The sequence below is a fragment of the Kaistella haifensis DSM 19056 genome, from assembly GCF_000735695.2.
In the GTDB taxonomy this organism is placed as follows: Bacteria; Bacteroidota; Bacteroidia; order Flavobacteriales; family Weeksellaceae; genus Kaistella; species Kaistella haifensis.
The window spans coordinates 169400-193705 of record NZ_JASZ02000002.1; the positions used below are offsets into that span (position 1 = coordinate 169400).

Consider the following 24306-nt stretch of genomic DNA (forward strand, 5'->3'; position numbering starts at 1 on the left):
AAATGTCATACTTATTTACGTCTGAATCTGTTTCAGAAGGACATCCTGACAAAATTGCAGATCAAATTTCTGATGCGCTGATTGATAATTTTCTAGCTTACGATCCCAATTCAAAAGTTGCTTGCGAAACCTTGGTAACAACCGGACAAGTAGTTTTGGCGGGAGAAGTGAAATCGGAAGCTTATCTTGATGTGCAGGATATTGCCAGAAAAGTAATCAACGAAATTGGCTATACCAAAGGCGAATATATGTTCAATGGTGATTCTTGTGGAGTAATTTCCGCAATTCATGAGCAATCTCAGGACATCAATCAGGGGGTTGACAGAACTGATGAAAATGCTGATTTCGAAACCAAAGCCAACGGACAAGGAGCTGGTGATCAAGGAATGATGTTTGGTTATGCAACCAACGAAACCGAAAATTATATGCCTCTTGCATTGGATCTGGCGCATACTATCTTGAAAGAACTTTCGGTTTTAAGAAGAGAAAATAATGCCATTAAATATCTTCGTCCGGATGCAAAATCACAAGTTACGATTGAATATTCGGATGATCACAAACCTATCAGAATAGATTCTATCGTAGTTTCAACACAGCATGACGATTTCGGAAGTGAGGAAGCGATGCTCGCTAAAATCAAAAAAGATATCATCGAAATTCTAATTCCTAAAGTTAAAGATTTGCAGAAATTGGAAATTCAGGAACTTTTCAACGATCAGATTAAATATCACATCAACCCAACCGGAAAATTTGTTATCGGAGGTCCGCATGGAGACACTGGCTTGACAGGTAGGAAAATTATTGTAGACACTTATGGCGGTAAAGGCGCTCACGGAGGTGGGGCGTTTTCCGGAAAAGATCCGTCAAAAGTGGACAGAAGTGCGGCCTATGCGACAAGACATATTGCTAAAAACTTAGTTGCTGCAGGAGTTGCAGATGAGGTCTTGGTACAAGTTTCTTACGCGATTGGTGTGGCAGAACCGTGCGGACTTTTCATCAGTACCAACGGAACTGCGAAAGTAAACCTTACCGATGGAGAAATTGCAGAAAAACTGAAAAACATATTTGATTTGAGACCGTATGCCATCGAGCAAAACTTGAAATTAAGAAATCCTATCTATCAGGAAACTGCTTCATACGGCCACATGGGAAGAGAGTATTATGTTGGAAGTAAAACTTTTAATAAAGGAAAAAGTAACCAAAAAATTATTGACGACCTGGAATTTTTCACGTGGGAAAAACTAGACAAAGTTGACGAAATCAAAAAAGAATTCGGATTGTAATTTTTTTAAAAAATATTTAAACTGCTTTATTCAAAACGATAAAGCAGTTTTTTTTAACTTTACCGCGAAATAAATGAGTTTATGAAGAAAATTTTGGCTTTTTCAATTTTGATGGTGTTTCTTTCAACGGCTTTTGCGAAAGGTCAAATGACGATCCATAAAATGCTTCATGCCGGATATGTTTATCAAAATCAAAGCTTTGGGGAAATTGGTGGAAGATTACTTTTTTTGAATAATGATGATGTAATTTATCGTATGGGTGCTGCTGCAATGATGGGTTCTGTAAACAAAGAATTTGCAATTTTGCCCAAAGTGCAAGGTGATATCTTGATTAATTTTGAAAGAAATGTGGATATTTATCATTCCTATTATTTCTTGGCCGGAACTGAAGTTACCACCAAATATGCCGCTCCAAAAATAGGAGTCTCCATGTTTGGACTTATCGATCTTACCGGAGGATACGCTTTTCCTATCGATAAATCGGGGATTAATCGCAAAGAATTGAAAGGTTTCAATTTTAATTTTACCCTCAATTTACCGCTTGTAATGTTGAATGATTTACTGAAATAATGAGTTTCTACTAAAATTATCGAATTTTCTAACAAAGGATTAACTTTTTTACTAATTTTACACCCTATAAAAAATAATTGCTATCGATTAAAGCTGTACTTCTTGAAATAGACCGATCATTAAGATGACCTAATTATAAATTGGGATTTTAAATTCGAGTGAAAAAAGAAGAAAATTATGTACACAAACACAGATAGTTGGTTAATCGAACAATATAAGTCGGGAAACGAAAATGCCCTCGCAACCCTCATCGAGAGGCATCAAAAAGATCTTTTCTCATTCATTTTTTATAAATTAATGGATGACGATCTAGCGAATGATATTTTTCAAGATACTTTCATGAAGATTATTGTTACGCTGAAAGAAGGTCGCTACAACGAAGAAGGTAAATTTATGCTCTGGGCCAAAAGAATTGCCCATAATCTCATCATCGATCATTTCCGTTTGAAATCGAAGCACTCCAAAGTTTCGGAAACTACTTACGATAACGAGGAATTTTCTATATTCGACCTTATTGCAGGAAAAGAAGAAAATGTAGAAGAAAAATTGGTGAGCCAGCAAATCCAAAATGATTTAATGAAAATGCTCGTTTGTCTCCCGGAAAACCAGCAAGAAGTCATCAAGTTGAGATTTTTCGATGGTTTAAGTTTCAAAGAAATCGCAGAACAAACCAATACCAGTATTAATACAACCCTTGGAAGAGTGCGTTATGCTCTTATCAACTTAAGAAAAATAATGGACGAAAATAAGATTATTTTAACGCGATAATAATAATTTAAATAAACTTTCGTTTTTAAGAAAAAAACCTTTCGCCTATGAAAAAAAATGACACTTTAAACGAAAAACTTTTGAAACCCCAAAAAAAAACAATTGATTTTCTATTAAGTTATTCCAGAAGCATTTCCGTTTTAAAAACCAAAAGTAAAAACCAAATTGTTTCGAAGAACTAATCTTAAATTACTTAAATTTGTGCTGTATGAAAATTCAGCACATTTTTTTTGATCTCGATAACACCCTTTGGGATCACCGACGAAACGCCTATCTTACCCTGAAAGACATTTTCAATAGACAAAAAGTAAGCGAAAAATACAATCTAAATTTTGAAGATTTCCACCGAGAGTATTTCACTATTAATGAAAGACTGTGGGAGCAAATTCGCGACGGTGAAATTGATAAAGATTACCTTAGAAAACATCGCTTTTATGATTCATTCCTGTTTTTTGGAATTGATGATCTCGAGCTCGCTCAGCTTTTTGAAGATAATTTTCTTGATGAAATTCTCAATTACAATGACCTGGTGGAAGGAGCATTCGATTTGTTGGAATATCTTTCCGAGAAGAAATATAAACTTCATATCCTTTCCAATGGTTTTAAAGAGGTAACTTACCGAAAATGTGAACTTTCAGGGATTAAAAATTATTTTGAAACGATTACGAGTGCTGATGAAATTAATGTTCGCAAGCCGCATCGCGAAGTTTACGAATATGCATTGAACAAAGCCGGTGCGAAAAAAGAAGAAAGCATGATGATTGGCGACGATTGGATCGCGGATGTCGAAGGTGGAAAATCTTTCGGATTGCAAGTGGTTTTCTTCGATGTTTTCAATGACAATTACCAAGCAGAAGGCGTGGAAGTCATTAAAAAATTAGCTGAACTTAAAAACTTATTATAAAACAAAAACCCTTTCAGAATCAATGTTCGAAAGGGTTTTTTATTCGTGAAATTTGAGCAATTCGTATATAAATTACATGCCCAAATTTGCTCTTACTCTTTTCAGAGTTTCTGCGGCAATTTTTCTGGTTTTTTCGGCACCTTCTTGTAGTTTTTGTTCCAGCTCCGGAAGATTGTTCATGTAGTAACTGAAAAGTTCTCTTTCCTTAGCGTATTTGGTGAGAATTAAGCTTAAAAGTTCATTTTTAGCATGTCCGTACCCGAAATTTCCAGCGAGGTATTTTTGTCTTAAAACTTCAGTTTGTTCTGCAGTTGCAATGAGTTCATACAAAGCGAAAACTTTATCGGTTACCGGGTCTTTCGGCTCTTCCAAAGATTTGGAGTCGGTTTCTATTCCCATTACCTGTTTTTTCAGCTCTTTTTCCGGAAGAAAAATATTGATGATATTTCCTCTCGATTTGCTCATTTTATTTCCATCGGTTCCGGGAACGTATTTGGTGTCTTCTTGTAACTCCGCTTGCGGCAACACGAAAACATCTCCCATTTGATGGTTAAATCTTGCGCCCATATCTCGTGCCATTTCCAGGTGTTGTAGCTGGTCTTTCCCGACAGGAACAACTTCCGCATCGTAAAGCAAAATATCTGCAGCCATCAAAACCGGATAGGTGAAAAGTCCGGCATTCACGTCATCTAAACGATCGGCTTTATCTTTAAAAGAATGCGCCAAAGTAAGTCTTTGATACGGGAAAAAGCATGCAAGATACCAAGAAAGTTCGCACACTTCCGGGATGTCGCTTTGTCTGTAGAAAAAAGTCTTTTCCGTATCCAGACCACATGCAAGCCACGCAGCCGCAATTTCGTATGTATTTTTCTTCAGTTCAGCAGCATTTTTTATCTGGGTTAAAGAATGCATGTTGGCGATGAAGAGAAAAGATTCGTTTTCAGATTGTTTGGAGAGTTCGATTGCGGGAATAATTGCGCCCAAAAGATTTCCCAAATGCGGCGTTCCTGTTGCTTGTATTCCGGTAAGTATTCTTGACATATTGTGTATTTCTATGTTGAAATTTCTGTTGTAATGCTCTTGATTAAAAAACTCAGCAAAAATAGGGAAATAAAAAACTCCAGACAATTGGCTGAAGTTTCAAATATGATTAAATGTTTTCTTAAAGTTCAAATCCGTCCGGAAACGCTTTCTTCCTGAAAATCAGCAATAAAATTCCGCCGACGGTAATTGCAGAATCTGCAACATTAAAGATGTATTTGAAAAACTCAATATGCTTGCCGCCAATTAAGGGCCAGCTTTCAGGAACCCACCAGTCCACGAGCGGGAAATGCAACATATCGACTACACAGCCTTTCATAAAATGCGAATAACCTTCACCAAACGGTACCACTTTCGAAATTCCGCCATAATCGATCCAGCGGTTTACGCTTTCGTCGAAAACAGTTCCGCTGTCGAAGATCATTCCGTAAAACATTCCGTCGATCAGGTTTCCGATAGCGCCGGCAAAAATCATCGCCATTGGGATGATGAGGTAGTTGGAAGCGCCTTCTTTCAACCATTTTCTGAAAAGATAAACCATTCCGCCGATTAAGAATATTCTTACAATGACCAGGAAATATTTACCAATTAATCCACCGAAATGAAAACCGTAAGCCATTCCCGGATTTTCTACAAAGGTGAGTTTGAAACCAGGTAAAATATCGACACTCTCGCCGAGCTGAAAAGTTGTCTTTATATAGAATTTTGAGATCTGATCGATTAAAAGGATGATGAAGGTAATTAATGCTATTTTCTTCATTACAGATCTTTCTTTGGTTTGTCTTTAAAATTTCTAGCAGGTTTCGACTCTTTTCTCGGGGCAACTTTTACGTCTTGACTTGGAGAGGTTTTTGTGTTTCTGGTGTGAAATTTTTCGAAATGGATTCCCATTTCCTTAAGTGTGCTTTTTAGGGCATTGAGCTCCATTTGGTTTTTTGGATGAACGACTAATGATTCCATTTTTTAGTTTTTATAACATATAAAATGTACAAGGTACCATGTTCTTTGAAAAACAGGGTGCCTTGCACAATTTAGGGGATACAATGTACAATATTATCTTTGTAAATTCTTTGCCTCAATACTTAAGGTTGCATGCGGAACCGCTCTCAATCGTTCTTTCCCGATGAGTTTTCCGGTTACTCTGCAGATTCCGTACGTTTTGTTTTCAATACGGATGAGTGCATTTTTCAAATCGCGCACAAATTTCTCCTGCCTTCCGGCCAAAATTGCATTTTGCTCCTTGCTCAGGGTTTCTGCACCTTCTTCAAATGCTTTGAAGGTTGGGGAAGTATCATCCGTTCCATTATTTTGGTCATTGATGAAACTTTCTCTAATCAGCATTAAATCTTTTTCTGCTTTTTCTATTTTTTGCTGAATAAGTTCTTTAAACTCTTTCAGATCACTATCGCTGTAACGTTGTCTTTCTTCTGCCATGTTTTTTTGTTTGAAATCGTTTGTGTTTTTTGGGAGGACGAAGAATTTCGGATTCTTCATTAATTCTCTGCTAACATCAAACTTTGTTTACCAATAATTTAAATTTCACGTCGTCAATTTCAATTTCATCAAAATTTGAAAGTGAATTTACAATTTCTATTTTATCTGACAATACTTCTTCCGAAATATATGCACGATTGTTAATAAGTTCTTTTTCGAAAGGCGAGTTAGCTTCTAATTCAATTGAAATTCTGTCTGTTAGCTCAAAATCTTTATCTTTTCGGATGTTCTGAACTCTATTGATGAATTCTCTCGCGATTCCTTCCGCTTTCAAGTCATCGGTTATTGTCAAATCCAATGCCACAGTCATTTTCCCTTCGTTGGCAACAGTCCATCCCGGAATATCTTTAGTGAAGATTTCTACATCATCTGTGGTAATTTCGTACCCTTGAATGGTCATTTTTCCGTCTTTTTCCAAATCAGCAATTTCTGCGGAGGTCAAATTAGTAATTGCCGCGCCCACGGTTTTCATGTCCTTTCCGAGTCTTGAACCTAATGTTTTGAAATTCGGTTTGATTTGTTTCACAATCAAGTGCGAAGCTTCATCAGCATTGATGAGAACCAATTCTTTTACGTTTACTTCTTGTTTAATGAGTTCCGGAACTGCTACAATCTGAGCTTCCGTTTTCGGATCCAAAACAGGAATCATTACTTTTTGCAAAGGTTGACGGACTTTGATATTTTCTTTCTTTCTTAAAGAGAAAACCATCGAAGTAATTTGTTGCGCCAAATGTGTTTTTTCTACCAAATCCTGATCGATCAAACTTTCATCAGCAACCGGGAAATTCGTTAAATGCACAGATTCAGCTTCATCTTTTCCGGTAATTTTGTTCAAATCTTGGAAGAGTTGATCCATGAAAAACGGTGCAATCGGTGCCGAAATTTTAGCAATCGTTTCCAGACAAGTGTACAAGGTTTGATATGCCGAAATTTTGTCTTCGGTATAATCTCCTTTCCAGAAACGTCTTCTGCAAAGTCTTACATACCAGTTACTTAAGTTGTCATTAACGAAATTGTTGATCGCTCTTGCAACTTTTGTTGGTTCGTAATCATTGTAAAATTCGGTAACATCTTTTACCAAAAGATTTAGTTCAGAAAGAATCCATCGGTCGATTTCCGGACGGTTTTCAATATCTTTTTCGGAATAATTAAATTCGTCAACATTCGCATAAAGCGCGAAGAACGAGTATGTATTGTACAAGGTTCCGAAGAATTTTCTGCGGACTTCATCAATTCCTTCTACATCAAATTTCAAATTTTCCCAAGGATTTGCATTCGAAATCATATACCAACGCGTTGCATCGGGACCATATTTTTTTAGCGTTTCGAAAGGATCTACCGCGTTTCCAAGACGTTTAGACATTTTCTGTCCGTTTTTGTCCAACACCAAACCATTCGACATCACATTTTTGTAAGCAACTGAATCGAAAACAGAAGTTCCAATCGCGTGAAGCGTGTAGAACCAACCTCTTGTTTGGTCAACTCCTTCCGCAATAAAATCGGCAGGAAATGCTTTTTTGTTGTCGATAAGTTCTTTATTTTCAAATGGATAATGCAATTGTGCGTAAGGCATCGAACCGGAGTCGAACCAAACGTCGATCAAGTCGGATTCGCGTTTCATCGGTTTTCCGGAATCTGAAACCAAAATAATTTCATCCACAATGTTTTTATGCAAATCAATTTTCGCATAGTTTTCCTCCGACATGTTACCGGTTTCAAAACCTTCGAAAGGGTTCGTTTTCATCAAACCTGCCTCGATCGATTTTTGGATTTCGTTCATCAGTTCTTCCACCGAACCGATGATGATTTCTTCTTTCAAATCCTCGCTACGCCAAATCGGAAGAGGGATTCCCCAATATCTGGATCGCGAAAGATTCCAATCATTTACATTTTCGAGCCAGTTGGCAAATCTACCTTCTCCTGTGGATTTAGGTTTCCAGTTGATGGTTTCATTGAGTTCTACCAAACGGTTTTTCACCGCGGTCATTTTCACAAACCAAGAATCCAAAGGATAATACAAAACAGGTTTATCGGTTCTCCAGCAATGCGGGTAGCTGTGAACATATTTTTCGACTTTAAAGGCCTTGTTCTCCGTTTTTAAAAGGATCGCAAGTTCCACATCCCAAGATTTTTCCGGAGCGGTTCCTGCGTTGTAATATTCGTTTTTAATATATTTTCCGGCAAATAATTCCGGTGTGTTTCCACCTTTAATAAATTTTCCTTGCAAATCCACCAAAGGAACGAGATTATCGTTTTCGTCTTTGGTAAGCATTGGTGAAATTCCGTTTTCTTTTGCAACACGGGCATCGTCTGCACCAAAAGTTGGCGCGATATGTACAATTCCGGTTCCGTCTTCAGTCGTAACGAAATCTCCAATGATTACTCTGAAAGCATTTTTTTCCCTTCGGTCAAGATACGCTTCGCTTGATTCAGGATTTTCTGCCGGCAAAAACCAAGGAATCAGTTGCTCATATTCGGTTCCGGCAAGATCTTCGCCGGTGAATTCGGCTAAGATTTGATATGGAATAACTTTGGATTCTGCTGTGTAATTTTGGAAATCTTCATCGGTTCCTACTGCGTATTTTTTTCCAAAATTCTTCTCCAAAAGAACTTTCGCAAGAATGATGTTAATGGGCTCGAAAGTATATTGATTAAAGGTTTTCACCAAAACATATTCAATATCCCGTCCAACTGCTAAAGCGGTGTTGGAAGGTAAAGTCCAAGGAGTTGTCGTCCATGCTAAAATGTGAATTGGACCTTGGTTTTTGTTATTCGGTTCTTGATTTTCTTTGTCAAATTCAGCCCAATGATTAACACCACCACAAGTAGCACCTGCGATTTCATCCGTGTTTATCTTGGATCCAGGATTCGAAATTTTAGATCGTAGCGCATCACTCAATTTTTTTACTTTAAACTGGGCAACAACAGTGGTGTCGGAAACATCACGATAGGTTCCCGGTTGGTTGAGTTCATGGGAGCTCAAACCTGTTCCTGCAGCAGGAGAGTACGGCTGTATGGTGTAACCTTTGTACAGTAATTTTTTGTCGTAAAGTTGCTTCAAAAGCCACCAAACGGTTTCCATATATTTCGGTTCATAGGTAATATAAGGATCTTCGAGATCTACCCAATAACCGATTTTTTCAGTCAAATCGTTCCAAACATCGGTGTAGCGCATCACCGCGTTTCTACAAGCCTGATTGTATTCTTCGACCGAAATTTTCTTCCCGATGTCTTCTTTGGTGATGCCCAATTCTTTCTCAACGCCCAATTCTATTGGTAAACCGTGAGTATCCCAACCAGCTTTTCGAAAAACTTGTTTTCCGTTTTGGGTTTGGTATCGGCAGAAAATATCTTTCAGCGCTCTTGCCATCACGTGGTGAATTCCCGGCATTCCGTTTGCGGAAGGTGGTCCTTCGTAGAACACATATTCCGGTTTTCCGGCGCGGGTTTCTACTGATTTCTTAAAGGTTTCGTGAGTATTCCAAAATTTTGAAACTTCATCAGCAATCGCCGTGAGGTCTAGATTTTTATATTCGGTAAACTTATTCATTTTCAGTCAGTTCTATAAGGATGATCTTGGTTTCATTAAGTTTGCGAATATAATAAATTTTAGTTAATTTTAAGCGTATTTATTTCCTAAATATCGGGGCGTGGGTATGGAAATTAGTATTATGGTTCCAGTTGGGATATCGTTTTCATATAAATCAATATATTGAAGTTTATATCCTTCGTTGTTAAAATAATTTTTAAGCATTTCTGCTGCTATTTCTGTGCCTAGCGATTTGGTTTTGTTTTTAATGATCGATTTTCTTTTTCCGGCCTCCTCTCTTCCTATTCCGTTATCGGAAATAGAGATTTCAACAGCTTGATCTTTTACCGATACATTAACCGAAATTTTTTTGTCATCCACGGTCGCCACGCCATGTATAATAGCGTTTTCAATGAAAGGCTGCAGTACCATTGGTGGCAATTTTACAATGTCCACATCGATTTCCGGCGCGATATTAATGGAGAACTGAATGTGATTGTGAAATCGCAAGTTTTCGATATCAACGTAGAGCTGCAATGTTTGAAGTTCCTGCGAAAGCGTAAACTCTTTTTCTTTAGATGCTAAAAGAATGGTTCTGATAATTTTTGAAAATTTGGTCAAGTAATCCACCGCGTTTTGCGTGTCGTTTTCCAGGATATAATATTTTATTGAATTTAAAGCATTGAAAATAAAATGCGGATTCATCTGGCTTTGAAGTACAGAGAGTTTCAAGTCTGAAATTTCCTGCAGATACTTTATTTTCTCATTGTCGATGATGAGTCTTTTTTCGTTATCTCTGTTTATTTCGTCTTTCAGCATTTCATTTTTTTGTAATTGTGCGATGAAATTCTGCTGAAAAGCTACTTTGTCCTGGTAATTCATCCTTTGTTTGTGTCCCAATGCGAAAGAGAAAGCCATATTTTCGATTAAAAGTCCAAGGAAAAATATAAAATCGCCCATTTTTCTGCTTAAGTCAATGCCAGGAAGCTGCCTCACCGTTTTGTCCCCTATTACGGAACAAGCAAATAAGATCAGACCGTCAAAAACGATATAATATTTGAGATCATTGTGGACTTTCGAAAGGATGTAAAAAGAAATCACCGTTTGGATGGTCACTAGATAAATGAAAACATTTTTAAAGGAATTGAAAAACCCATCATAACCTAGGAAATAATGTAGGAAAAGACTAAGAAACGCTATGAAAATTATTACAAAAACCGGCAGAACAATAATCCTGTACCAATTTATGCTAATCTTTTTGATGTTAAGAAATTCTGTAAATAAGAAAAAATAAATACAGTTGAAAATAATGGTAAAGAAATCTTTGGTAAAATGGTCCAGGTTCAGCGTTTCCGAAATCGACTTTGCGAAACCGCTTTCTGCCATAGGCATATAGGCAACAAATGAAAAAAAAGTGTAAGCGCTGTATAAAAGGTAGGCGCGATCCCTGTTCTGAAAAAACATGACGAGATGAAATACAGAAAGCAGCAATATCCCACCTAATACCACATACAATATACTGTTGTAGGCGTCGCGCTCTACAATCGAACTTAGGGAATCATACATGGCGCGGATGATTTTTTCCAAAAATAGGTATTTAAATCATAATTGTGATAATAAATACAGTTTTTTATGAATGAAACTGCTTATTTTTTGTTGAAAATTGTTGCATATTGATTATAAATAAAGAAAATCATTTTGAATTTACGTGCTAAAAATGAGCGTTAAAATTTTCATTAAAAAAAAACTTCTACTTTTGCAAAAATTTTCTTGATGTCAAAAAATCTAGTCATTGTAGAGTCTCCTGCAAAAGCGAAAACCATTCAAAAGTATTTAGGGAAAGATTTTGAAGTGAAATCCAGTTTCGGGCATATCCGAGATTTACCTAAAAAAGGAATGGGAATCAACTTAGCTACGTTCACCCCCGAATATGAAGTTTCTCCTGATAAAAAGAAATTGGTTGCCGAACTGAAAGCAGCAGTAAAAAAAACCGACATGGTTTGGCTAGCTTCCGATGAAGATCGCGAAGGTGAAGCAATTGCGTGGCATCTTGCTCAAGAATTAAAATTAAAAGATGAAAATACGAAAAGAATCGTTTTTCATGAAATTACCAAAAATGCTATTTTAAAAGCAGTTGAAAATCCACGAAAAATTGACCAAAATTTAGTGGATGCGCAACAAGCGAGAAGAATTTTGGATCGGGTTGTTGGGTTTGAAATGTCGCCTGTTCTTTGGAAAAAAGTAAAACCAGGACTTTCTGCCGGTCGAGTACAATCTGTCGCAGTGCGTTTGGTGGTGGAACGAGAACTGGAAATAAGAGCCTTTGAGCCCAAATCGAGTTTTAAGGTAGAGGGTGTTTTCTTAAATGAAAATCAGCAGGAAATTGCCGCAAAACTGAAAAAAGATTTTGCTAAAGAAAAGGACGCGGAAGATTTTCTTCTTCAATCCCAAAACACAGAATTCCAAGTTCTGAATGTAGAAACAAAACCAGGAACGCGTTCTGCATCAGCGCCTTTCACAACATCTACTTTGCAACAGGAAGCGAGTAATCGCCTTGGATATGGAGTGACCACCACGATGAGAGTTGCGCAAAGATTGTACGAAGAAGGGTACATTACCTATATGAGAACCGATTCCGTGAACCTTTCTCAAGATGCGATCAACGCGGCGAAATCCTATATCGTTTCGGAATTTGGTGATGAATATTCGAATCCGCGAAATTTCACCACAAAATCAGCATCTGCACAAGAAGCGCACGAGGCGATTCGTCCGACCGATTTTTCGGTGAAAAAAATTGGCGATGAACAACTTAATAAATTATATCAATTAATTTATAAGAGGACATTGGCTAGCCAAATGGCGAATGCCAAAATTGAAAAAACCGTTATCGAAATTGGAAATCCGAAACTTCCCCAACATTTCGAAGCGCAAGGTGAAGTCATAGTTTTCGATGGTTTCCTTAAAGTGTACGGAATTACCAAAACTGAAGATGACGACGAAGAAAACAACGAAAAGCTTTTGCCGAAAGTGAAAATCGGTGAAGTTTTAAATTATAAAAAAATAGAAGCCACAGAAAAATTTACCAAACCTTCCGCTCGATATACCGAAGCAGGATTGGTGAAAAAACTCGAAGAATTGGGAATCGGAAGACCTTCAACTTATGCGCCTACCATTCAGACGATTCAGAACCGTGAGTATGTGGATAAAAGAGAAATTCAGCCGCAGGAAAGAGAGATTATGAAGATTTCTTTGGGTAAATCCGGTGTGAAAAAACAAGTGATTACCGAAAAATTTGGTGGCGACAAGAATAAATTTGTTCCCACTGACATCGGCGAAGTAGTGAATGAATTTTTAACGCAAAATTTTGCAGAAATTTTAGACTATGGTTTTACCGCTAAAGTAGAACAGGATTTTGATGATATCGCGAACGGATCTGAGAAATGGAAAGACGTTTTACAGAATTTCTACAAAGATTTCCACCCGAAAATTGAAGATGTTGAAGAACACGCGGAAAGAGCTAATGGAGAAAGAATTTTAGGAGTAGATCCGAAAACCGGCAAAAACGTAATCACCAGAATTGGAAGGTTCGGTCCGATGGTACAAATTGGCGAACAAGACGATGAAGAAAAACCAATTTTCGCAAGTTTGATGGCCTCGCAAAATATCGCTACAATTACTCTGGAAGAGGCTTTGGAATTGTTCAAGGTTCCGTTTGATTTAAAAGAGTATGATGGGCTCCCGGTTTCTGTGGGAGTTGGTAGGTTCGGGCCGTATGTGAAATGGGGAGATACGTTCATCAGCATACCTCGAGGTGAAGAACCACTTTCGATTACTCAGGAAAGAGCAGAAGAAATTATTAACGAGAAAAAAATCGCGGATGCGCCAATCGCTACTTACAAAGGCGAGCCGGTAACCAAAGGAACCGGAAGATTTGGGCCGTTTATTAAATATCAGTCTCTTTTCATCAATGTTCCGAAGCGTTATGATTTCGATAATCTTTCTCAAAATGACATCAACGAACTGATCGAGGCGAAGCTAGAAAAAGAAGCCAATCGCTACATTCAGCAGTGGGAAAATGAAAAAATTTCTATTGAAAACGGAAGATGGGGACCTTTCATCAAATTCGGGAAAGCGATGTTTAAAATTCCGAAAAACAAGAAAGATGAAAAATATACCACTGAAGAATTGGCAGAAGTTTCTTTGGATGAGGTAAAAAAATGGATTACCGCCCAGGATAAAAATGCTTTCAAAGAAAAGCCGAAAAAAGCCGCTCCCAAAAAAGCAACTCCCAAGAAAGCTGCAGCCAAAAAACCGGTCGCGAAGAAGAAATAATTAGCGTTTTATTGTAAATATCTTAAACTTGTCATTTTATTAATGACAAGTTTTTTTTATTTTGAATAAAAATGTCATAATTCGCTGTATTTCTGATGTTAAGAGATTGTAAATGTTATAAAATTCGGTGTTTTCAATAGTTTGCCGTGCTTGAGTTAAAATTTTTAATCAAACTTTTGATTTTGTAGTTTTTTAATAAATCGCCTTTGTAGCTGGTATTTGGCTTAAAGACATCATGGTTTCTACCATTGAAAATATTTTAATAAAAATGTTAATTTATTTGAATATCAGTAAATTATGATTTTTTACGCTACTTTTTATTATTTTTGCAGCGCACAAATGATCCTCCAAACACAAATGATTTAGAAGAATTTATCACACAAACGATGTTAAAAAATTTACAGTATTAACCTTGTAAATTTATTTAACGAATGATAAAAATTAATGTCTTAGTATTGTGTTGTTTGGCAGGCTTGGCGTATTCGCAAACTCAGAACTATTCTAAAGCTCCAAACAGTTATATCTACGACTTAGAACTCGCCAAATCCCAGAATTATGGGGGAATAGAGATTCCGGTTAAAAAGGCCTATGAAATGTGGGCGAATTATGAGTATTTGAAAACCAACGGATCGGCAACTCCGATTCCTCAAGGAAGTCAAACTGCATCGTTGTACTGGGAAGATGTTCCCCGACTAATCGAAAACGTAACTATTGTGCCTGGAGAAAATTCTTCTTCTTCTAAAATTAAAGTGGAAGTGAACAAGGCTAAAGGAAAAGGTAATGCTGTAGTTGCTTTCAAAGTGGATGGTACCATTTACTGGAGTTGGCATATTTGGGTAACCGATAACCCTGAAAATGGAATTGCATACTCTCAAGGAACTGAAACTGATATTGATGGAAATCCGATAACCGTTCAGTATATGGATAGAAATTTGGGAGCAGTAAGTGGTAGTTTTCTTGAAAATGATTGGCAAAAATCCGGAGGATTAATGTATGAATGGGGCCGCAAAGATCCGTTTCCGCCATTGGTTTACAAAGACAATAGTTTCTATGAAATCTCCGGCGAAGTTGGGGTTTTGAAGCATATACAGATTGATCAGATCAATACAATTCCTGTTCAGGTAAGACCTTATAATCAAATAGAGAAAAATATTCAGTATGCGGTAAATAATCCCCTAAATTATATCATTAATACTGAAGCTACCGGAAATTGGTTTTCAAGTAGCAGATATAAAATTGCGGGAGGAACTTACGATTATGTCACATGGGATTTATGGTCGGATAATGCAAAGGGGAAATATAGCCATGCAAACAGTTCGAATACAGCGGTTAGAATGGACAGCCGATCTTATGAATTAAAATCCGAAATGGATCCTTGTCCGAACGGATGGCGTATCCCTTCTTATTATGGGCGCGAAGCGTCGGTGAATAACTTGGTATTTTTCGGAAACAAAGACTGGAATAATGACGATATTAATCCCACAAAAAGCCAGCTTTTCCCGGACGCTATCAATCCGAATTTAAATGGAATTAAAGTATATCCTGGTTTGGGAATGGATTTTACCAACGCACAATCCGGAAACCGAAATTTAGGACTTCTGAGTATTTCAGGTGCTTATGTTTTTTATCCCAACTCGGTTTCTCCGAACGCACCAGTGGGAGTCAATTTTCAGGATACAACAGCCAATGGAGGTTTGTGGAGTGCAACATTCGGGTACGATGGAGCGCGGATTTTTTCAATGATTTCAGATCCGGTTACAACGCAGACTTCAGTGGGACTCCATGCGATCTATAACCATCAAACCAATCCTACCAAAGCAGGAAATGCAGTGAAATGTATGAGAGATCCGAATATGAGCAAAATCGGAGATTTCGCAACACAATATTTTATCAACCAGAAAGAAGATTTCCAAACCGGTTTAAACAATCCTAATTCTTACGTTCTGGTAAACCAAAGTAATCTGCAAATTCCTGTGAGTAAAGCGTTTTCGGTGTACAACCAAATTCTTACCGATCATGAAATGCCTGATTACAACAATTTGGTGGCTAAAGTGAACTGGAGCACCAATGCTCAATTGGTTACCGGGATTTCTTTAATTAAAAACACTATCGACGCAAGAAATTCGGTGATTAATATTCAATTGAATTCAAACGAATCCGGCAACGCAGTAATTTCCCTTCATAACGGAAGCAAGGAGGATCCTGTTCTATGGAGTTGGCATATTTGGGTACCAATAAGTGATCCTACAATTAATACTGTTACTTACATTACAGAGGATCCGGTAGCGGTAGCATATAATTTTGTAAATCCTACTACCAGTAAACTTCCTCCATTAAAAACCGTTTTTATGGATCGAAATTTAGGTGCGGAAAGCAATAATTTAAACTCTGGTTTAGCCAATGGTTTACATTATCAATGGGGAAGAAAAGATCCGTTGCCAAACTTCTTGGGAACAAACAAACAAAATATTTATCTTGATAGTGGAGTTTCCCAAAAAACGATCAATGGGACAAATTACGAAGCTAATTATACAGTGAACTACGATATTTACAGCTCCAATAATTCTATTTATCATAAAAAAATAAGAGCGCATATTAAATATTCCGTAGAAAATCCACTTTCTTTCATGTATCATAATGTTTTGGGAATGCTTTATGATGGTGGAAATCACGCCGCGAATGATTTAACAAAAATCAATGATTGGGTTTCTGATGACAGAGCCGATGCCGAAAATCGTTGGGGACACGGAACGGAAAAATCACCCTTCGATCCTTGTCCCGAAGGTTGGCGAGTTCCCGATGTTTCACTTACCAATTTGTACTCAGGTTCTAAAGGAAATTCACCCTGGTACAACGGTTCTCATACTGATGCTTATGGAAAACCTGGTGTAATTCAAGATCAATGGCATGATGTGAATACGTATTACGGAGGGACAACTGACAGTAGCAACGGATGGAAATTTGAAACTTCTTCTTTCCAAATTGGAAATTTCCCTAAAGACGGAATCCGCGGAGAATTGGGATCCAATAAAATCTCTATGGAAAGATCCGGTGTGTGGACCGCTTCGTTAGCAGATATGAACACAGGTTTTGCGCTGGCAATGGAATTTAAGGGAAGCAAGATGCAAACTGCAACCGGTGCTTATCCGCAAGCCGCAATGAGTGTGAGATGCGCTAAAGACGAAAAAAGACTTCTGGGAGCTCCAGTGGTTAGGGATTCAGGAACATTGGATACCGGATACGACAATATTCCAAAGCCGAAAACCGCAGATTTACAAACTTATCCGAGTCCTTTTAAAGACGAGTTTTACATCAATAGTCCGAATGCTGAACAATTTGAAATTTACGACATCAGCGGAAAACTTGTTCAAAGCGGCAAGGTGAATTCCGGAAAAGTTTCCGCACCGAAACTGCAAAAAGGTTTCTATCTCGTAAAAATCATCATGGAAAATGGTGAAGCGGTAACCAAGAAAATCATCAAAGAATAAGTTATTTCGAACTTTACCTCATAGCACAATCTTTTGGTTGTGCTTTTTTTGTTACTTTTGTTTCATTTTCATTTAATACAAATTATTTTCTCAGATATGAACATCGAAGATCTCATGATTCCGCCCAAAGAATTCAAAACCGAAAAATGGCAACTCGGCAATATCATTTCGCAAGAAATCAAAGAAAATGGAATTGTGCTTATTTTTTGTTCAGATTATCGAGGTGTAAAAAACGGAAACGCTGAAATCCAAGATTTTGTAACCATTAGAAAAGAACTGTACCGGCTTTCAAAACTCGATTTTGAGGTTCCGATTTGCGATTTAGGCGACCTTATTTCTGGGCGTTCGCATCAGGATACTCACTATATTTTGCAGGAATTGCTTTCGATATGTCATTACAAAAATGCCATTCCCGTAATCATCGGTGGAAGCAACGATCTTTCTTTTTCGCTTTTTTCAGCTTTAAATTTTCATCAGAAAAATATTAATTATACACAAATTTCGAATATTATTTCTTTGATCAATGAAGGCGAATATATTTCGGATCTGAATTTCTTGTCAAGGATTTTAAGTTCTAAAAATTTCAGCATTAAAAATTATCACCATCTCGGCTATCAAAAGCATTTGAATGAATTGGATTCGGTGAAACTGATGAAAGAAGTGGAGTTTGAAATCATTAGACTTGCCGAAATGATGAATTCAACCGAGAAAACAGAACCATTTTTCCGTCGTGCAGATTTGGTGACTGTAAATTGTGATGCCGTGGAAAGTATGGGCGATGGTTTTTCGATAAATCCACAAATAAATGGCTTGAATAAAAGGGAAATTTGCGCTTACATGAAAGAAATTGGGTTGAGCGAAAACCTGAAATCAGTCGGGATTTTTAATTTCAATGTGTATTCTCATGAGTTTTTGAATCACCAACTTTTGGCACAAATGATTTGGCATTTAATAGAAGGAATTAATATCCAGAAATCGCACCCGAAAGAGCGTCAGTTCGAAACATTTTGGGTAATGATTGACGATGGCGAATATGCCTTTCAACGCGATAGTTTCAGCGGATTATGGTATTTTGGAGAAGATGAAAATCCACAAAATCTAATCCCTTGTTCAAGGTTAGAATATGAAGAAGCAAAGCGCGGCCGACTGGACAGGCGTTTTATGAAAAGTTGAATAGATGAGATTAGGTTAAAAAATTGAAAATCAGATTGTTTCGTTGATGGATAAACAACTACCCAAATTCTTATTAAATCCGTATTTTTTGATGATTATCACGATCATCTTGAAGGTTCCTGTTTTCTTTGCAAAACATATTCAAGAAGATTCTTTCATTACTTGGCGCGTTGCGAGAAATTTGCTTGATTATGGAGTGATTGGTTTCAATGGTGAAGAACGGATTTCGGCCTCTACAACGCATTTGTACGTTCTGATTTCAGCAATTTTTCAATTGGCGTTTGACGATTTTTTCATTTATCCGCTTTTAATATTTAGTTGTATTTTATTCTTCATCGGATCGTGGTGGTTGGCGAAGATTCTTTTTAGAAAAAACAAACCGAATCGCGTTTTATTCGTGGTTTTCTTAAATATGGTTCCTCCCGCCATCACCGCTTCTTGTTTGGGAATGGAATACGGAATTCTGTTTTTTTTGTACAATGCTTTGCTCTATTTTGGCCTTTACAAAAGGAAAAATTGGGCATTTATTCTCTTCCCGATTTTACTGCTTTGGACCAGAATTGACGCGGTGATTTTCCTTGGCGTGATCTTCATCGCGGATTTTATCATCAGAAAGAAAATCAATTTTGCATTCATTTTGGGCGGATTTTTAGGAATGGTCACCGTGGTTGCTTTCAATTGGATGTATTTTGGCGAGTTGGTGAACCACACGATTACCGCAAAAAAAATCGCATATAAAAATTTAGCACAAAACAATAGCATTGAGTTTTTGCTTTATCAATGGGCATATTACGGCGGTTTAATCAAGAAATATTCGCTTTTTACGTTGCTGTTTTTTCTCGGATTTTTGGTTTTTCTGGGATTTGTTCTCCGGAAAATCATTCAGGATCAAAGCCGAATTTCTCCTAAAACCAAAATTATTTTGATTGCAGTAATCGCTTTTGCATTGTTGAAAATTACCGTTTTTGCTTTTATGAAAGCGTATTTCGATTGGTATTATTGGTTGCCAAGAGTTTTCCTTTTTGCCGGAGTGATCTATTTCTTGTTGAGCTATTTATCGCTTCCGAAACATGTTTTGGCGCCTTCTCTTTTCATTTTAATGATTGGATTTTACGTTTTTCAATTGCTGCAATCATTCACAATCGGTTATATGGAAGATTCGCAAAGAATGAAGATCGTGCGCGAAATTGGTCGAAGCAATGCGCCTTTAGAACAATCTATTTTCCTCGAACCTGCAGGAATTATTCCATTCTTTACTGGACTGTATACTTATGATGAAGTTGGTTTGGTGAATGAAAAAATTACTGATGAAATGCTGAAGGATGAAAAATTTTGGTGGATGAATTCTGTCAGAGATTTCCAGCCGGATTATATTTTGACTGTAAAATATCAACCTGGTGATGGGAAAAGTTACTACGCAATGAAACCGGAAGATCAATCCTATTTTGAAAGCCGATATCAACTGGTGCGAAAATATCCGATTGCGGAAATCCATCGAAATGCACCCGAAATTTTGAAAATGATATACGAAATTAGGCCGATTGGGAAAGATTATTATCTCTACAAAAAAGTACTTTCAGATGATTAAAATTTCGGTGATTGTTCCGGTTTATAATGTTGAAAATTACCTAAAGAAATGTTTGAATTCTTTGGTTAATCAAACTTTGCAGGAAATCGAAATTTTAATGGTAAATGACGGAAGTACCGATCACTCTCAGGAAATTATTGATGAATTTCAAACAGATTTTCCTTTAAAAATTAAAGCCTTTAAAAAAGAAAATGGCGGATTGAGTGATGCCAGAAATTTCGGAATTGCTCAAGCAAAAGGTGAATATTTCGGATTTGTAGATAGCGATGATGAGGTTTCGCCGAAGATGTTTGAGGAAATGTACCATTTGGCAAAAAAACATGAAGCCGAAATGGTGATTTGTAATCTTCAAAAAGTAAATGAAGATGGAAAACTAATCCGTAAGTTGCCTCAAATCCCGAATATGCCTGAAAAAATCATACTTCAGGAAAATTTTTCGGTATTTTCGGATTTAAGTTATTTTGCGTGTAATAAGATTTTCAAAGCAGAATTATTCAATCAAAAAAGGTTTAAAAAAGGAGTTCATTTTGAAGACATTCAACTGATTCCACAACTTTTGCTGAATTGCAAAGTGATTGCTCACACCGAAAATTACCATTACCAATATCTGGAAAGAAGTGAATCGATCTCGAAAACCCACACCGAGAAAGGGTTAGACATCCTTCACGCTGTAGAAGATGTGGAAATTGCTTTCGAAAAATCGCAGTATGCAGGTGAGAAAAATGGGCTTAAAAATTTTCAGATTTTAGAAGGGATCTACACGTATTTGGCTTATTTGGCTTTTGTGAAAAATGATGAGGTCTACCTGGAGCTTTCCTTAGCGCTGAAAAAATTTAGAACTGAAAAGCAAATTTCTTTAACAGAATTATTGTGTTATAAGCGTTTCGGAAAGAATTATCTGCTATATTTGCCGGTGAAGAAAAAGATTTTTTACCTTTTATATTTCTTTGGGCAAGAGCGTTTGATCAGGAAATTATTATAAAAACACAAAACCCATAAATGCCGATACTACATCCAATTTTTACAATGATTTTCTTGTTTCTGGTGGTGGCGAGTTATTGGGAGATTTTCAGGTTAGAAAAAAAACAAATTATTTTCACGTGGATTGCCGGCATTTTGGTCGTCGTGGCGGTTGGTTTCCGAATCAATGTCGGTGCGGATTATCCGGTTTATAAAGCCCTCTTTTCGGGATTTGCTATCTATACCGATTATGGCGACGTTCTGGATAAGGCACTCTTCCGTCCCAATACGGAAGAAATCGAATGGATTTTCGTGCTCATTAACAAAATTATCTTCGATTTTGGGATGCCTTTTTACATTGTAACTTTTGTGATGGCGCTCATTACGGTAACTTTAAAGTTCACAGCGATTTATAAAAATTCGGCTTTTCCTACACTTTCATTGCTATTCTATTTTATGCCGATTATGTTTTTCGAAGATGCGGGGCAAATGCGGCAAGGTCTGGGAATTGCGGTGTGTGTGGCTTCTTTTAAATTTATTAAAGAGCGCAATTTACCGATGTTTTTGCTGTGTATGTATATCGCTTTGGGCTTTCATAAAACTTCGATCGTGTTTTTGCCGGCTTATTGGCTTGTGAAAATTCCAATGAACAGCAAAAGAATTTTTTGGGTTCTTATTGTCGCTTTATTGACCTCTCCTTTAGAGCTTTATCGCTTGGGAGGCGAGTTTTTCGGATCATTAACTCCGCAAGATATTTCCGGAGCATACACCGGTTATTTGGACGATAGATATTACGGAACGCAGGTGGAAACTGGGTTGAATGATTTGGTGAAATTACTATTTATTGTAATTTTAATTAAATATGACAAAGAAGGTTGCGAAGAGGTTTGGTGGTACGAGTATATGAGGAATTTGGCTGTTTTTGGACTGGCTTTGTTTTATTTTTTCAGGTCTAATGAAATATTTGCGGTTCGGCTTCCGGGCGCGTACATGTTTTTTCTCACGATGTTTTGCCTGAGTAATTTGGTGTATGCAGTAAAAGACCGAACTCGGCAGATTTTATATTTAGGTTTTATGGCTTATTTTATTGCGATGTTTTTCTATTTTGGCAGTGGCAATGGTCATCGTGGAGGATTTACCTCAGAAAGATATCAAAATGCTTTATGGTAAAACAATGAATGAAATTAAAGAATTATTAGCTCAATTAGGAATTCCACTTTTTTATGCGAAGTTGGTATTGGGAATTTTGTTTTCTTTTTTGATTACGTTTTTGTCGATTCCGACCATCGTGAAGATTTCTAAAAGAAAAAACCTCATGGACGAACCCGGTACGCGCAGTTCTCACCTTCGAAAAATACCGAATTTGGGAGGAATTGCCATGTTTTATTCGCTTTCGGTTTGTGCTTCTATTTTTGCCTTCGAGCTTTTCGAACTTTATAAGTTCCTTTTTGCTTCATTGGTTATTCTTCTCTATGTTGGGGTGATGGATGATATTGTCATTATGCGGGCTTACAAAAAATTGCTTGCGCAAATCGTGGTAACTTCCATGATGGTGATCGGCTCGGATGTGAGAATTAGGAGCTTTTTTGGACTTTTTGGCGTGTATGAACTCAACTATTATTTCAGTGTTTTGTTCAGTATTTTTACTTTTATTGTACTTATCAATGCCTTTAATTTAATTGATGGAATTGATGGTTTGGCAGCGGGTTATTCCCTGATTTGTAGTGCGTTGTTTGGTATCAGTTATTTCCGTTTGGGAGCATACAATTATCCTTTGGTGGTGCTTTCGGGCGTGATTATCGGAACGGTGATCGGATTTTTGTACTATAATCTATCAAATTACCGGAAACATAAGATTTTCATGGGCGATACGGGCTCGATGATTCTTGGATTTTTGCTGGCTTTCACCGCGATTTGTTTCATCGATATTTTCATCGACAAAGAATTGCCGGAGGTGCCTAGATATTATCTTCAGTCTGCTCCTGCGATTGCTATGGCAATTCTTATTTTGCCTATCATTGATACATTAAATGTCTTTATCATAAGAATTGTCAAAGGGAAATCGCCTTTTCAGGCAGATAAAAACCATATTCATCATTCATTGCTGGAATTGGGTTTAACGCATAGAAGATCAACATTTTACATTATTGTGTATTACTTGTTTATTGTTTCCGTCGCCTATTTTTTCCGGCACATTAATGTGAATTTACTTTTGCTTTTGGTATTAATTTTAGGATTTATTGGTGCCTATTTACCTAAATTGATCATGCTAATTAAAGAAAAGAAGTAACGAATTATTTGTTATTTTTGTAATCAACTTAAAAAAATGAAGAAAATTTATAAAAATCTGCTGTTTCTCACGATTCCTTTTTTGCTAAGTTCTTGCATCAGCACAAAAGACGTAAGATATTTGCAACCCAACGAAAGTCTGGTGATCAATGAAGAAGGCCTCGTTCCTTATAATATTCCGGTATATCGGGTTACCAAAAACGATATGCTGAACCTCAATATCGTAACCACTCCTAAAGGTGATGCAGCGCAGTTTTATTCAACTTTAAATGCTCCTCAAGGTTCAGCAGCGGGTACAACTGCGGGAAATACGGGATCAGGCAACGGACAAGGTGGTAATTCGAATTTCTATTTTAATGGATTGAAAGTAGATTCTAACGGAGATATCAACATCATGGGAATCGGTTTTATCAAAGCTGAAGGCAGAACGATTGAGGAAATTACTCAGGAAATTCAAACAAAAGTTAATGAAAATTTTGTCGAAGGAAAATCCGAAGTTCGCCTCAATACCGATGGAATTACCTATTATATCCTTGGAGATGTGGAAACTACGGAGTTGAGCGGCGAAAAGAAAGCGCATAAAAACACCCTTACCATAACCGAAGCACTTGCTATGAATGGTGGCCTCAATAGAACTGTGGATCGGACTAATGTGGTGATTCATAGAAAGTTACCGGAGGGAATTAAAATTGCAAAAATTGACCTTACCAGAGAAGATGTGATGAATTCTCCCTATTATTGGGTTCAAAATGGTGATGAAATCTTCCTCAATACCCGATCCAAAAACTTAAACGGTTTAGGAAAAGATCCAATCCAAACACTTACCACAGGAGTTTCGGTAATTACAACCGCGCTGTCTATTTATTTAATTTTATCAAGATTATAGC

At 37.1% G+C, this 24306-nt stretch carries 18 protein-coding genes; 12 read left to right on the plus strand and 6 right to left on the minus strand.

Annotation, left to right across the window (positions count from 1 at the left end):
- The first annotated feature begins 2 nt into the window (after nt 1–2).
- The 4 genes from metK (at nt 3) to AP75_RS02150 (ending at nt 3525) form a co-directional block, all read left to right on the plus strand.
- Nucleotides 3–1283 carry a methionine adenosyltransferase gene (gene metK, locus AP75_RS02135; RefSeq protein ID WP_088263495.1) on the plus strand — a complete coding sequence of 427 codons (1281 nt, stop codon included), beginning with the start codon at nt 3–5 and terminating at the stop codon, nt 1281–1283.
- A gap of 81 nt (nt 1284–1364) precedes the next feature.
- On the plus strand, nt 1365–1853 hold the full coding sequence (locus tag AP75_RS02140; protein WP_088263496.1) for a hypothetical protein: 489 nt from the start codon (nt 1365–1367) through the stop codon (nt 1851–1853).
- A 177-nt stretch (nt 1854–2030) separates the two neighbouring features.
- Nucleotides 2031–2621: an RNA polymerase sigma factor gene (locus tag AP75_RS02145; protein WP_031501325.1), complete on the plus strand. Its 591-nt coding sequence runs from the start codon at nt 2031–2033 to the stop codon at nt 2619–2621.
- 208 nt (nt 2622–2829) lie between these two features.
- Nucleotides 2830–3525 (plus strand): YjjG family noncanonical pyrimidine nucleotidase, encoded by a 696-nt coding sequence (locus AP75_RS02150; RefSeq protein ID WP_088263497.1) that lies wholly within the window; start codon nt 2830–2832, stop codon nt 3523–3525.
- A gap of 72 nt (nt 3526–3597) precedes the next feature.
- Here the strand turns inward: AP75_RS02150 and trpS are convergent, their stop codons facing one another.
- From trpS to AP75_RS02180, 6 genes are all read right to left on the minus strand, one after another.
- Nucleotides 3598–4566, minus strand: a complete 969-nt coding sequence (gene trpS / locus AP75_RS02155; RefSeq protein ID WP_088263517.1) for a tryptophan--tRNA ligase — start codon at nt 4564–4566, stop codon at nt 3598–3600.
- Nucleotides 4567–4687: 121 nt separating this feature from the next.
- Nucleotides 4688–5326, minus strand: a complete 639-nt coding sequence (locus AP75_RS02160; protein WP_031501328.1) for a lipoprotein signal peptidase — start codon at nt 5324–5326, stop codon at nt 4688–4690.
- Entirely contained in the window at nt 5326–5526 is a 201-nt protein-coding gene (locus AP75_RS02165) for a DUF2683 family protein (RefSeq protein ID WP_031501329.1), read from the minus strand. Before AP75_RS02165 ends, AP75_RS02160 begins: the two co-directional genes overlap by 1 nt.
- Before the next feature lie 93 nt (nt 5527–5619).
- The gene (locus AP75_RS02170) at nt 5620–6000 is read right to left on the minus strand and encodes a TraR/DksA family transcriptional regulator (RefSeq protein WP_031501330.1); all 381 of its coding nucleotides are present in this window, start codon (nt 5998–6000) and stop codon (nt 5620–5622) included.
- Nucleotides 6001–6076: 76 nt separating this feature from the next.
- Nucleotides 6077–9610 carry an isoleucine--tRNA ligase gene (gene ileS / locus AP75_RS02175; RefSeq protein ID WP_088263498.1) on the minus strand — a complete coding sequence of 1178 codons (3534 nt, stop codon included), beginning with the start codon at nt 9608–9610 and terminating at the stop codon, nt 6077–6079.
- 69 nt (nt 9611–9679) lie between these two features.
- Nucleotides 9680–11176 (minus strand): sensor histidine kinase, encoded by a 1497-nt coding sequence (locus tag AP75_RS02180; RefSeq protein ID WP_143755771.1) that lies wholly within the window; start codon nt 11174–11176, stop codon nt 9680–9682.
- A 186-nt stretch (nt 11177–11362) separates the two neighbouring features.
- Between AP75_RS02180 and topA the strand changes: the two genes are divergently transcribed.
- The 8 genes from topA to AP75_RS02220 all read left to right on the plus strand — a co-directional run bounded on the left by topA (nt 11363) and on the right by AP75_RS02220 (nt 24305).
- Nucleotides 11363–13921, plus strand: coding sequence for a type I DNA topoisomerase (gene topA / locus AP75_RS02185; RefSeq protein WP_088263500.1), 2559 nt, complete (start codon nt 11363–11365; stop codon nt 13919–13921).
- A 431-nt stretch (nt 13922–14352) separates the two neighbouring features.
- Entirely contained in the window at nt 14353–17409 is a 3057-nt protein-coding gene (locus AP75_RS02190; protein ID WP_143755773.1) for a T9SS type A sorting domain-containing protein, read from the plus strand.
- 96 nt (nt 17410–17505) lie between these two features.
- A complete protein-coding gene (locus AP75_RS02195; RefSeq protein WP_031501999.1) occupies nt 17506–18582 on the plus strand; it encodes a formimidoylglutamase in 1077 nt (358 codons plus the stop codon).
- 46 nt (nt 18583–18628) lie between these two features.
- Entirely contained in the window at nt 18629–20170 is a 1542-nt protein-coding gene (locus tag AP75_RS02200; RefSeq protein WP_088263502.1) for a hypothetical protein, read from the plus strand.
- Nucleotides 20163–21152: a glycosyltransferase family 2 protein gene (locus AP75_RS02205; protein ID WP_031501337.1), complete on the plus strand. Its 990-nt coding sequence runs from the start codon at nt 20163–20165 to the stop codon at nt 21150–21152. The genes AP75_RS02200 and AP75_RS02205 overlap by 8 nt, the downstream gene beginning before the upstream one ends.
- 44 nt (nt 21153–21196) lie before the next feature.
- Entirely contained in the window at nt 21197–22300 is a 1104-nt protein-coding gene (locus AP75_RS02210; protein ID WP_031501338.1) for an EpsG family protein, read from the plus strand.
- Between the two features lie 4 nt (nt 22301–22304).
- Nucleotides 22305–23420, plus strand: a complete 1116-nt coding sequence (locus tag AP75_RS02215) for a glycosyltransferase family 4 protein (RefSeq protein WP_088263518.1) — start codon at nt 22305–22307, stop codon at nt 23418–23420.
- A 36-nt stretch (nt 23421–23456) separates the two neighbouring features.
- The gene (locus tag AP75_RS02220; RefSeq protein ID WP_088263503.1) at nt 23457–24305 is read left to right on the plus strand and encodes a polysaccharide biosynthesis/export family protein; all 849 of its coding nucleotides are present in this window, start codon (nt 23457–23459) and stop codon (nt 24303–24305) included.
- Nucleotide 24306: the final 1 nt, after the last annotated feature.